General features: G+C 37.7%; 13 protein-coding genes and 1 pseudogene. 9 read left to right on the forward strand and 5 right to left on the reverse strand.

Annotation, left to right across the window (positions count from 1 at the left end; genetic code table 11):
* Positions 1-152 precede the first annotated feature (152 nt).
* The 6 genes and pseudogenes from CYK55_RS14000 to CYK55_RS05095 all read left to right on the forward strand — a co-directional run bounded on the left by CYK55_RS14000 (position 153) and on the right by CYK55_RS05095 (position 3,215).
* Complete coding sequence (locus tag CYK55_RS14000; protein ID WP_318036071.1) at positions 153-302, forward strand: hypothetical protein; 150 nt, start codon at positions 153-155, stop codon at positions 300-302.
* An 18-nt stretch (positions 303-320) separates the two neighbouring features.
* Positions 321-557 carry a hypothetical protein gene (locus CYK55_RS14005; RefSeq protein ID WP_318036147.1) on the forward strand — a complete coding sequence of 79 codons (237 nt, stop codon included), beginning with the start codon at positions 321-323 and terminating at the stop codon, positions 555-557.
* A gap of 58 nt (positions 558-615) precedes the next feature.
* On the forward strand, positions 616-1,023 hold the full coding sequence (locus tag CYK55_RS05080) for a hypothetical protein (protein WP_034690145.1): 408 nt from the start codon (positions 616-618) through the stop codon (positions 1,021-1,023).
* Positions 1,020-2,264, forward strand: a pseudogene (locus tag CYK55_RS14060) (lipase). The gene CYK55_RS05080 and the pseudogene CYK55_RS14060 overlap by 4 nt, the downstream one beginning before the upstream one ends.
* Positions 2,265-2,273: 9 nt before the next feature.
* Entirely contained in the window at positions 2,274-2,579 is a 306-nt protein-coding gene (locus CYK55_RS05090) for a hypothetical protein (RefSeq protein ID WP_034690142.1), read from the forward strand.
* A gap of 372 nt (positions 2,580-2,951) precedes the next feature.
* On the forward strand, positions 2,952-3,215 hold the full coding sequence (locus CYK55_RS05095) for a hypothetical protein (protein WP_034690141.1): 264 nt from the start codon (positions 2,952-2,954) through the stop codon (positions 3,213-3,215).
* 207 nt (positions 3,216-3,422) lie between these two features.
* On the opposite strand, the gene CYK55_RS05100 is transcribed toward CYK55_RS05095, so the two are convergent.
* The 4 genes from CYK55_RS05100 to celB form a co-directional block, all read right to left on the reverse strand.
* A complete protein-coding gene (locus tag CYK55_RS05100) occupies positions 3,423-4,025 on the reverse strand; it encodes an alpha/beta hydrolase (protein ID WP_034690140.1) in 603 nt (200 codons plus the stop codon).
* A gap of 17 nt (positions 4,026-4,042) precedes the next feature.
* Complete coding sequence (locus CYK55_RS05105) at positions 4,043-5,020, reverse strand: ring-cleaving dioxygenase (protein ID WP_034690139.1); 978 nt, start codon at positions 5,018-5,020, stop codon at positions 4,043-4,045.
* A 251-nt stretch (positions 5,021-5,271) separates the two neighbouring features.
* A complete protein-coding gene (locus tag CYK55_RS05110) occupies positions 5,272-5,994 on the reverse strand; it encodes a GntR family transcriptional regulator (RefSeq protein ID WP_206437471.1) in 723 nt (240 codons plus the stop codon).
* Between the two features lie 307 nt (positions 5,995-6,301).
* Positions 6,302-7,573, reverse strand: a complete 1,272-nt coding sequence (gene celB / locus CYK55_RS05115; RefSeq protein ID WP_034690138.1) for a PTS cellobiose transporter subunit IIC — start codon at positions 7,571-7,573, stop codon at positions 6,302-6,304.
* A 153-nt stretch (positions 7,574-7,726) separates the two neighbouring features.
* Here celB and CYK55_RS05120 point away from each other — a divergent pair, with 153 nt between their 5' ends.
* The 3 genes from CYK55_RS05120 to thiD all read left to right on the forward strand — a co-directional run bounded on the left by CYK55_RS05120 (position 7,727) and on the right by thiD (position 10,725).
* On the forward strand, positions 7,727-9,124 hold the full coding sequence (locus CYK55_RS05120; RefSeq protein ID WP_034690136.1) for a glycoside hydrolase family 1 protein: 1,398 nt from the start codon (positions 7,727-7,729) through the stop codon (positions 9,122-9,124).
* 195 nt (positions 9,125-9,319) lie between these two features.
* Positions 9,320-9,760: a universal stress protein gene (locus tag CYK55_RS05125; protein WP_034690134.1), complete on the forward strand. Its 441-nt coding sequence runs from the start codon at positions 9,320-9,322 to the stop codon at positions 9,758-9,760.
* 149 nt (positions 9,761-9,909) lie between these two features.
* On the forward strand, positions 9,910-10,725 hold the full coding sequence (thiD, locus tag CYK55_RS05130; RefSeq protein ID WP_034690132.1) for a bifunctional hydroxymethylpyrimidine kinase/phosphomethylpyrimidine kinase: 816 nt from the start codon (positions 9,910-9,912) through the stop codon (positions 10,723-10,725).
* Between the two features lie 113 nt (positions 10,726-10,838).
* Here the strand turns inward: thiD and cls are convergent, their stop codons facing one another.
* A complete protein-coding gene (cls, locus tag CYK55_RS05135) occupies positions 10,839-12,290 on the reverse strand; it encodes a cardiolipin synthase (RefSeq protein WP_034690130.1) in 1,452 nt (483 codons plus the stop codon).
* Positions 12,291-12,332 lie beyond the last annotated feature (42 nt).

The following is a 12,332-nucleotide window of genomic DNA, read 5'->3' on the forward strand; positions in this document are numbered from 1 at the left end:
TGAACGACTATTAAATAACTATTTATTTTTATATTGGAATAGTTGGTAAATTATTTAGAGGATGTTTTCATGTTTTTCGTTTTTTGATTGTCTTTGACGTATCTATTAAATAGAGAAGCGAAACTTTGTTTTTGAAAGGAAAAGAGGCGTAGATGAGAAACCGAACAAATAAACAACTTGTAATAGGCATGGCAGTGCTGATCAGTTTGGTAATGATTGGAATCGGCGGGAAAGTATATATGGATAAGAGAGAAGAAAGAAAAGCCCAAGAATTGTTAATCGCAGAAAAAGAATCGGTCTAAGCTTTGAAGAATATATCTGTGGATATTGTAGAAGTGAAAATTGAGGATACAGCTTATAACAATATGACAGGTTTATATAGAATGTTTGTTACTATGAAGAATATTAAAGACCAATCAGTTTATTTTTCGTATGGATTTGGAAAACATAGTCAAGAAATTGGTGATTATGGAATTATAGATAGCCATATACAAATTGAAGGGGTAACTAATACCAAAGTAAAAGTAACTTATTCCAACGGGGAGGAAGATGTTTGATCCTAGTGAAATAGGCAGATTGGTGTATTAACGATATCGATAAGAAGCGAGAGGGATTATGAAAAAACGAATGAATAAACAACTGTTAATAGGTATAACAGTCATGCTCAGTTTGGTAATAATCGTAATTGGAGGGAAAGTATATATGGATAAGAGAGAAGAAAGAAGAGCACAAGAATTGTTAGCGGTAGAGAAACAATCGGTGCAAGCTTTGAAAAATACATTTGCGAATATTTTAGAGGTGAAAATTGAGCATTCAGGGTACTTCAGCATGACAGGTTCTTATGACATGTTTGTTACTATGACAAATACCAAACAAGAATCAGTGTATTTTTCATACGGTTTTGGAAAACATAGCCGTGAGATTCTTGATTACGGAATAGAGGATAGAAGTATACAAACGAAAGGAATTACGAAAAATAAAATAAAAGTGATTTATTCAAATGGTGAGGAGGATTATGTATGACAATTACGGATAAAAATTATAATAGTATAAGTAATAAGGTTTATCGAATAGATCCTAACCACCCTGAACATAATTCTGATTTAAAAGAAGGATCATTTCGCAATTTCGGTGGGGCTGAATTCAAAATACTAAAACTCAAAGAAAACTCTAAAACAGATGGCACCCAAGCTATGGCAGTCGGTCCACTGGATGAAAAAGGGAATGTTGATACTTCCCAAGTAGTGATTTCTTATGCAGGAACAAATACATCAAATTTTAAGGATATAGAAACAGATATACGAACGATCGGTGGTTTTTTTGATAAAACAGTTAGTCCGGGTTTTTCTATGACACCTAGTCAAACACGTGTTTCAGGGCAATTGACGTCAGCTACTGAGTTTGCGAAAGAGGTAAAGAATGAGTATAAAGATGCCGAAATTTCTACAACGGGACATTCATTAGGACAATATCTAGCCTTGTATGTCGCAGCTGAAAACCAATGGAAAAATGTTGGGTTCAATGGACCAGATCCTTACGAACTATTATCTCCAGAAGCAAAAAAATGGATAAAGGAAAATCCGGGGATGTTGACGAATTATCGTAATCGTGGGGATGAATTGCTTGGCAATCTCATGGGAGATGGAACAGGTGCAGAAATAAAAATAAGCATGGAAATGGGGGGATGAATCCGTTTGATTATCATGGTTTAGATATTTGGAGGTTTGATAAATACGGAAATCTGATCATTCCAGAGAACGACTATAATACGAAAGCAAGTATACAACAGGAAAAATATAAAGCAATGAGTGATTTCTCAAGTCATTTGGGTACGTTGAAAAAATGGTGTGAGAAGTTTACTGCGAGTGGAGGAAGTTTATCAGCGAATGACCGAATTTATTTGAATCATAGTCAAACAAAGTTAGTTGTAGAGACAATGGGGCGAAAGACTAAAAATGCGATGGAGGAAGTCATTCGAATCAATCAGAGTAGTATTGAACGAATCGAAATGAATTGGGCTGAAGAAGTACGAAAGCGGAACATGCTGCACCTTCTTTAAGTGCCTGGGAAGTAAAAGAAACAATGCATCGGTTGGTTTGACATGGGAAACACACGTAATGACGCCAAAGGAAAAATGTCAACAACGAATCCAAAAAGCCAGACGAAAAGGCGAACGTTATGACGAATTGGCGAAAGAAATCACAAATAAAATCGATGATTTAGTGGCACGAGATCATGAATTAGCCAATCAACTAAAGGAGTGAAGGAAGAAAATGACGATTGAAGAGTTGCAAGCAGACTATCAGAGAAAACGAATCAAACTAGAAGAAGAGGAAGACTTGTTGCGATATTTCAACCGAAAAGGAGAAGAAGTAGTTGAACAATCTGAACAACTGTTAAGGCGAAGTCTAAATGGTTTAGCCCTTGATAACGAACCGTTGATGAGAGCAAGGAAACAATATCAAATTGCAGAAGAGCAATATAAGACAGCATTAAATTCAGAACGACGTCAGTTACATCAACGATTTGATGATTTAGAACGAGAGTATCAAGCGGCTTATCGAAAGTTCAATCAGTGATAAAAGAGCAATCATTACATAAAAACATACCCACATGTCATTTTAAATGGCTCAATAATGTGTATCTTGTGGTTGAGGAGAAATTATACTAAAAGTTAATTCTGCTTTACTCAATGAAAGTGGAATTTTGAAATTCGAATTTTCTATATTTGGCAATTGTCTCATATAGATTAGTCTATAAAAATGTATCAATCAGAAGAGGAATTTAAGAATGATTGAGGAGCGCTTTCGTTGGTTATAGCGTAAAGTCTCTCAAAAATAAGAGGTAGATAAGGAGGAAACTAGCTTGTCAAAATATATAATCTCTATAAATTAGATGTTAGATAACTTTATCTTGAGGAACTAATTATAGATTTTTGGCAACGGGAAGTCATGGATGAATTAGAAGATTTGTTAAATGAATTAAGAAAAACTTTAGAGCGATGGAATGTCCAAACTGTGGGAATTGCCATGCAGGGAAATTTAGTGGCAGAAAAGAAAACGACGGATAAAACCCATAAGGATGCGGTAAAGGAAGCGGAAAATTCATTTTCTAGTAGTCGTGATCAGTTAGAAAATTCTTTAAAAGGAAGATTTGCCAAAAAGGTAATAGAAGTATTCGATGAACAAGAAAAAGAATTGAAAGTGTTTGAATAAATCAGTGTTATCATGAGAATAATCAGTGTTAGTTTGGCGGGCTGTTCACTCTGTGTTTCTTTTTATAATTGATTTATCCGAACCGCAAGCTACCTTGTCCAATAAGTGGAGTTAAAATGTAAAAAAGAACTTGAGAAAACGATTTGTTTTCCCAACTTCTTTTTCGATGTTGGATGATGGATTTCGTTTCAAAAAACACGCTATGCATTAGTCTATAGTATCAAGCCATTGCTTGGCATGGGTCAACTCATCCATTGTCAATTGATGTCCTTGATCTGTGATTTGTGTTGTTACTTTAGCGCCTCGTGAATCAAATTCGCGAACCAATTGGCTAAAGGAAGTATTAGAAACGATTGGATCTCCTTCGCCAAAGGATAACCAGACAGAAGTGTCAGGGAGTTCTGAATTTTCCTGATAGTCATCTAAGGACATCGGGTGAAAGAAGAGCCCTTTTTTTAGTTCTGTCTGTTGAGCCAACATGATATGAGCGGCAATATTTGCCCCGTTTGAAAAACCGACAACGATCCAATCAGTTAATGGGATATCCTGTAAGTGACTGATTTCCTTGATTTCATTATACAGATTTGTAGATTCTTCAGCTAAACTCTCATAGTCGAATTGGTTCAAGCCGTTTCTTTTGAAAAAACGATTCAACCCTTGCTCGTTGATATTTCCTCTAAAGGATAAAAGCGTACTCTCAGGTGCAAGAAACGCTGCAATTTCCAAAAGTGAGTGCTCATCGCCACCAGTTCCATGAAGTAGAATCAATTTTTTTTGTGTTGCTTTTCCTTGTCTATAAAGATACTTCAAATGACTCACTCCTGTCATTAATCTACCCGTCTTTGGTTCGCATCACGCGTGTCAAAAGGTCGAACATATGCTTCGATTTCTTTTCTTTTTGCTTCCAATAATGGTGGCAAAGCAAGGATCTCTCCAGCTGTTTCAGCGGGTTCATCTCCAAAGAATCCAGGGCCATCGGTGGCTAATTCAAATAAGACATGAGTAGAAGCTAAGAAGTACTCAGATTCAAAGTAAAAGCGATCAACAAATCCAGAGCTAGGTAGGGACGTTTGACTAATTTTATTGATCCAAAACTGTAGTGCTTCATGATCAGCGACGCGTAAAGCAAGGTGATGGACATTGCCGTACCCTTCAATGGCTTTTGGTAGATCGGCACGATGTTCGACGATGATACTAGCGCCGTTCCCACCAGCACCGACTTCAAATAAATAAAAATCATCCACTTGTTCGATTTCTTTAAAACCGAGTAAAGCAAGCAATACTGTTCGGATCGGCTCAAGATCACTCACACGTACGATGACCGGACCAAGTCCAGTGATTGCCACATCTGTCGGTATACTACTGTTTTTCCAAGGAATACCCGCAGGAACGCCGCTATTTTTTTCATCCGAAATCAATTGATACGCTTGTTCATCGAAATCTTCAAATTCAAGATATTTCTTACCAAAACGTTCTTTGATCTCAGAATGAGTGATCTGGTATTTTTCAAAGCGAGCCAACCAATAGTCTAATGCTGTATCGGATGGAACACGAAAAGAAGTGCGCGCGATCGTGTCCGTTCCTTTCGTTCCTTTTGGCTGATTAGGAAAATCAAAAAAAGTCATATCTGTACCGGCAGAGCCATGTTCGTCGGTGAAATATAAGTGGTAAGTTTCAATATCATCTTGATTCACTGTCTTTTTGATCAAACGCATGCCTAAAATGTCTGTAAAGAAGCGATAGATTTTTGCTGCACTAGATGTCATTGCTGTCACATGGTGGACGCCTCTGATTGTTGTATCCATAATTTATCCTCTTTTCTTCTAACTTACAAAAAGTAAGTAAATGTTATTAAAGTTAGTATAGGGCGTCACCAAAAATTTTGCAATAAATATGTCTTGCTAGTTGAAAGAGAAGTTGCTTCTGGAATATTGTTCGCTCGATTTAATGAGTGGGAGAGGTGTAGTCAGCTAAGACGATATAAAAAAGCAACGCTCACGATAGTAAGATCGTAGACGTTGCTTAGATGAAATGACTATAGGAAAAGTCAGAATGCTTATTGATTTCCACGGACATCCAACAGTGAATAGTTACGGACATCAAAGCGATTGCGGCTTGAGGAATACTCGATGGGTTGACCATTTTTTAGATAGACTACTTGCTGGACTTCAAGAACTGGATCGGTCTCTGCACAATTCAAATATTGTTGATCAAACGCAGAGCTTTTATCTGCTGAGATCGCGCGATAGGCTCCGGCAAAATGGACATTGAGTTCTTTATGCAAATAATCATAGATCGATGATAGGAGATGCTCTTTCTTTAATCCTGGAACAAGTTGAACTGGCATAAAAGTATGTTCTAGAATATACGGTTCATCATCTAAGATACGTAGGCGATGAATATTGTACACAGGCTGTTCCGCATCGATCATCAAGCGTTCTTGAATAAAAGCATTAGGAAACTCAACATCGAATTGAATGATCTGACTAGTCAGCGAGCGTTGTCGGCGTTTCATTTGTAAACTTAATCCTTCGTATTCATTGGCTGGAGAAGTATCTTTGTTTAAATAAGGATGACTTAAAATCTTAGTTCCAGACCCTCTTTGGGAATAAACGAGTCCTTCCATGGCTAAGATGTTGATGGCTTTTTTGATCGTCATTCGACTAGCATTGAATTCTTCGACTAGATCCACCTGATTTGGTAAAAAACTATTTGGTGGATATTTTTTTGAACGAATTCGATCTCTTAGAACATTTGCAATTTCTTCATATTTTGGCACGTTTTTCACCTCACTTTGAGTATAACGAAAGATCATAGCGCCGACAACCAATAAAAGCATGAGAAGTGCGGATAGCTTTATCAGAGAATTTACTATTTAATTTTGGTAAAGGAAATAGCTGACTAATGTTTTATTTATAGAGAACAGTTGCTCATTGCAATCAATGAAATACCAATTTATGTATGTTTCAAAACTTAAAGAAGCACCCATGAAAATGCAACGAGCAAATTTTCGTGGATGCTTCTTTGATTATTGTTCGTGAATATGTTTATTTCAACTTCAAATACTACATTCCTTTAGTATCGGATCAAATAACATCCAAATCAGGTTGTTTATCTAAGATCATCAAGAATGGATACCAGATAACTGCAACGATCACAAAATCGATCACTTGGAGTAAGCCACCTAACCATGAGTTTGTGGCTAAGACACCACTCGCGATGATTGGCACTGTCCATGGAACGGAGACACCAGTAGGCGCTGGTACGATACCTGCTGCCATTACAAGGTAGTTGAACGTTGTTACGACTAATGGTGCGACAACCCAAGGAATCAAAATAGTTGCGTTCAATACGATCGGTAAACCAAAAATTGCTGGTTCATTCACGTTGAAGATTCCTGGTGCAAGAGCTAAACGACCGACATCACGATATTGTTTTTTCTTCAAAACAAAGGCCATCAATAGTACAACTGCTAAAGTCATACCTGAGCCACCGATTCCGACAGTGAATGTTTCCATAAATGGTTTCGTGATGATGTGTGGCAATTCTTGACCATTTTGATATGCCTCTAAGTTATCAAGCATTAGTGTGTTCCAAATCGGGTCCATCACAGAGTTGACAATGATTTGACCATGAAGACCAAAGAACCATAAGAATTGTACAAAGAATAGAGCAATTAAAGTTGCAGGTAAACTACTTCCTAAACCAGTCAATGGTTTTTGGATAACTTCGTAAACCACATCATGCAAGTTTGCGTGGAAGACACCAGTCATCACTGCATTGATGATCAAGAAGACAGTTAAAGTAACCACTGCTGGAATCAACGCAGCAAATGATTTCGTCACAGCTGGTGGTACGCTTGCAGGCATTTTGATCTGCCAACCACGTTTAGTGATTCGGCAATAGATTTCACCTGCGATGAAAGCTGCGATCATACCGATGAACATTCCTTTTGCACCTAAGCGATCAAGAGTCAACACACCTGATACTTCTTCGCCACCGACAGTTGTCATGACGAAAGGTGTTAAGATCAAGAAGCTGGCAAATGAGACAGCACCTCCAAAAATACCTTCTACATCATATGATTTAGATAAATAATAGCCAATACCAAAAGTAACAAAGACAGACATGATACTCATTGTTGCATTTTGTCCGTTTCCAAATAAGCTAGACAACGTTCCTTTAGTCGCATCACTAAAGAAAGGCAAGTTATTGAAAACGACAACAATCGATCCGAACATTGTTAAAGGAAACGACAACATAAATGCATCCCGTAACACTGTCAAGTAACGATTTTGCCCTAGTAGGTTCGCTAAAGGCATGATTTTCTGAGCAAGTTTATCCATAAAACCGTTCATTCTATTCACCTCTATTTAAATTTGCAATCGATTACAAAATGAGTATAACTTCATTTTTGTTAAATGTCTAGTCATTTATTTAAAAAGTATTGATTTATTTTTAAGGTTTGGTATGATTACGTTATCAAAAGAAAATTAAGTGAGGGACTAAACATGACAAACTATGTATTTCCAGAAAATTTTTGGTGGGGTTCAGCTGCTAGTGGACCACAAACAGAAGGACGTGTAGCAGGAGATGGAAAAGGAGAAAATATTTGGGATCATTGGTACGACTTGGAGCCTGAGAAGTTTTTCAATCAAGTAGGACCAAGCAAGACTTCTCAAGTCTATACGAAGTATAAAGAGGATGTCGCATTGATGAAAGCTACTGGTCATAATACGTTCCGAACATCGATCCAGTGGAGTCGCTTGCTTCCTGGTGGTACAGGGAAAATAAATGAGCAAGCAGTCACTTTCTATCGTACGTATTTTGAAGAACTGATTGAAAATGGTATTGAACCCTTCGTCAATCTCTTCCATTTTGATATGCCGATGCCTTTACAAGAAAAAGGTGGCTGGTTAGTAAGAGAGACTGTTGATGCTTATGCTGAGTATGCCAAAACATGTTTTGAGCTATTCGGAGATCTTGTGAAGAAATGGTTTACGCACAATGAGCCGATCGTCCCTGTAGAAGGTGGCTATCTTTATCAGTTTCATTATCCAAATCATGTGAACTTCAAAGAAGCAGTTCAAGTGGGTTTCCACGAAAACTTGGCAAGTGCGAAGGCAATTCAGATCTACCATGAAACAGGACAAGATGGGGAGATCGGTATTATCCTGAATTTGACTCCAAGTTATCCACGTGACGAAAATAATACGGACGATGTGAAAGCTGCGGCGATTGCGGACGCCTTTTTCAATCGCTCATTCCTTGATCCAGCAGTAAAAGGTCAATTTCCACAAGAGTTGATCGATATCGTCAAAGAATTGGATATCATGCCTGTAATGGAAGAAGGCGATTTGACAATCATCCAAGAAAATAAAGTGGATCTATTAGGAATCAATTACTATCAACCACGACGGATCAAAGCAAAAGAAACACCGATCAACAAAAATCGTGCGCCGTTACCAGATGATTATTTTGATAACTACGATATGCCGAATAAAAAAATGAATCCTTATCGTGGTTGGGAAATTTATGAGAAAGGTATCTATGATATCTTGACGAATACGAGAGAAAATTATGGCAATATCAAATGCTTTATCTCTGAAAATGGCATGGGTGTCGAAGGGGAAGAGCGCTACGTGAATGAACAAGGTATGATCGAAGATGATTATCGTATCGAATTTGTGACAGATCATTTGAAATATGTGCATCAAGCCATTCAAGAAGGAACAAATTGTTTAGGGTATCATATGTGGACATGTATGGATAACTGGTCATGGACAAATGCGTATAAAAACCGTTATGGTTTTATCGCGGTCGATCTAGACCAAGATGGGAAACGGACGATCAAAAAATCAGGACACTGGTTTAAAGAAGTAGCAACAAATAATGGTTTTGACGCTTAATTAGTGGCTTAAAAAACAAGTATTTTATTACTAAATGAATGGGATAAATTATTTTGAAATAAGGCGGTGAATCTAAAAAGTAGATTTTCTGCCTTATTTTTTCTGTTGGAGTCATAGGCTTTTGAACCATATCCATAAGAATTGTTCTTCGTTTCTAATCGTGCTACACTAAAAGAAAAGAAGGAGGCGGTTTCAATGTTAGACACGTATAAAAATATTTTAGTAGCACTCGACGGTTCAGAAAAATCAGAAAAAGCATTTATTGAAGCAATCGCAACAGCAAAACGAAATCAAGCAAAATTACACATCTTATATGTAAATGAGGTGTCAGGAAATTATTTTGGGGACTTTGCTTTTGTCACAACAAGCTTACAAGAAGAGTTAGATGAAGTGGCAGACAAACAAATGAAGGAACATCAAAATCTAGCGATCGAAAAAGGTTTGACGGATATTAAAACATATGTGTTATACGGTTATCCTAAAACATTGATCGCAAACTTCAACGAGTCAGAAGAGCCAATTGACTTGATCGTCATGGGGGCGACTGGGTTAAACGCCGTTGAACGTGCATTGGTTGGTTCAACGACTTCTTATGTGGTAAATCACGCGAAATGCAATGTGTTAGTAGTAAAATAGAAGATTATGTTCGAACTATTTACTTTTAACATATGATTTATCCGTTTTTAAGGATGCTGCATGATTCATTGCGCATCCTTTTTTGTTTTTCAGCAGAAAATGCGGTAGGATAAACAAGACAAACGTATTTCAAATAGGAGATGGATGAAATGGAACAACAATATGTCCAAGTAATGACAATCGCTGGATCAGATAGCGATGGAAGTGCAGGGATGCAAGCAGACTTGCATACGTTTTTTACAAGAAAGGTCTATGGGGTATCTGTTTTGACTGCTTGTGTCGCTGGAAATTCTTATGGAATCGGTGCAAGTGTTCCTTTACCTACGAATTTTATCGATAAAGAATTTGAACTGCTTGCAGATGATTACCAAGTCAAAGCAGCAAAGACTGGGATGTTAGCAGATGCGACATTGATCAATACCGTGGTCAAAAATATCCAAAGGTATGATTTTGGTCCCTTGGTCGTTGATCCAGTCATCATGACGAAACATGGCAATCAATTATTGGAAGAAGAAGCATTGACTACATTAAAAACAGCATTACTGCCATTGGCAGAAGTAGTGACTCCTAATTTTTATGAAGCCGAAAAACTAACTGGTCTCAAATTGAGAGCAGAAGAAGACTATGAAAAAGCGGCTAAGAACCTCCAAGAACTGGGACCCAAAAATGTTCTGATCAAAGGACATCATACTAGTGATTCCAATCAACAAACCGTGAGGGATTATGTTCGTTTAGCGTCAGGAAAAACATTTTGGTTAGAAGCACCATTTTATGCAACAGATCGCATCAATGGAACAGGTGATTCTTTGTCTGCGTGTATTGCTGCTGAATTAGCAAAAGGAGAAACGGTGGAAGCAGCAATCCGTATCGCGAAACAATATGTCAATCAAGCAATCAAAGAAGAACTTTTTATTGGACATAAATATGGTCCAATCAATCATTGGGCAGCAAATACGATCGACTAAGAATGCCATACCTGTTTGAACGATTCAAACTATGGACTAAAAAATAAGCTGGCTTGCTCAAAATAGTTTGAGCAAGCCAGCTTATCATTTATTGTTCTTCTAACGATCTAGGGTTACAAAATCGGTGAGAATAGTCTGGAGATTTGTTGTTTGAACAACAACCAATTTGACATTTCTTTGACTGTTTCAGTAGTCATCGGATTGCTTGCTTGTTCATCAAGTATAAATTGGTCGGCTAGTTGTTGCAAGAAGGCTGGATCATAAATGATTGCACTACTTTCAAAATTCAAACGATAACTACGAATATCTTGGTTCGCTGATCCGACTATGCAGATTTCGTCGTCCATGATCAATGTTTTCGCATGTAAAAAACCATTTTCATAAACTAAGATCTGTACATTTTCTTTGATCAATTGGCGAGCGTAGTACTGAGTTGCTCGGTAGATGAAAGGATGATCTGGTTTGTTAGGGATCATGATTTTCACCTCTACGCCAGAAGCGGCAGCGATTTTTAACGCAGCAATCACACTTTCATCAGGCACTAAATAAGGTGTTTGGATCCATACACGTTTTTTTGCCGAACTGATCAGCTTGATAAAGGATAACTTTATCTGTTCCCGTTCATTGTTCGGTCCGCTAGACACAAGTTGAATCGATGTTTGGTATAGTTGATCCTGATCTTCTTTCTCTGCTTTAAAGAAATAATCTAAATGATAGCCGACTTTTTTTTGATCTGGAACAGAGACATTCCAATCCATCAAAAAGCGAAGCTGTAATAAAGAGGCAGCGGCTCCACAAATACGAATATGCGTATCTCGCCAATAGCCAAATTTTTTGGTGTGGTTGACATATTGATTGGCGATGTTGAAACCACCTGTGTATCCGATCTTGCCATCAACAACAATGATTTTCCGATGGTCATGATAATTCAGACGAAAGCGTAGAAGTGCCCGCTGTGAAGTGATAAACGTGTGGACATGACCACCATTTTCGACTAATTTTTTAAAATCTTTTGTTTTGGTGCCATGGGAGCCAAAGGCATCATAGAGTAAACGGACTTCGACACCTTCCGCTGCTTTTTTTTCCAAAACTTTCAAGATTTGTTGGCCGATGTTGTCAGTAACGAAGGCATAATATTCGATATGGATCGAATGCTCAGCTGCTTCGATATCTTTCAGGACGGCTGTTAATTTTTCTTGACCGTCTGTCAGTAAAGTGACGGCATTTTTTCGTGTGAGTGGCATTTGATTCAAGGATGAAAAGAAATCAACGAAATGCTGATGATCTTCATTTTGGATGATGGGATCATAATGTTCCAAGGTATCCCCCTTGAAATCTTGGAAATTTTCCAGTTCTGTTAAATCACTCTGACGCAGATAGAATTTTTTCTTGTCGGTCAAGCCGCGGCCAAAGAAAAGGTAGAGAATAAAACCAAAACCAGGTAAAGCAAATAAAACAAGTAACCATGCCCAGATTGCTGCGACGTCACGAGGTTTGATCAAGATAGTTACAAGAGCAATAAGTGCGTTCAATACGTATAAAAAAGTAATAATGCTTCCTACCACGAGTGAATCCTCCTTTATATAATAACACTAGTATAGCATGAG

This window comes from Enterococcus mundtii, from assembly GCF_003957375.1.
In the GTDB taxonomy this organism is placed as follows: domain Bacteria; phylum Bacillota; class Bacilli; order Lactobacillales; family Enterococcaceae; genus Enterococcus_B; species Enterococcus_B spodopteracolus.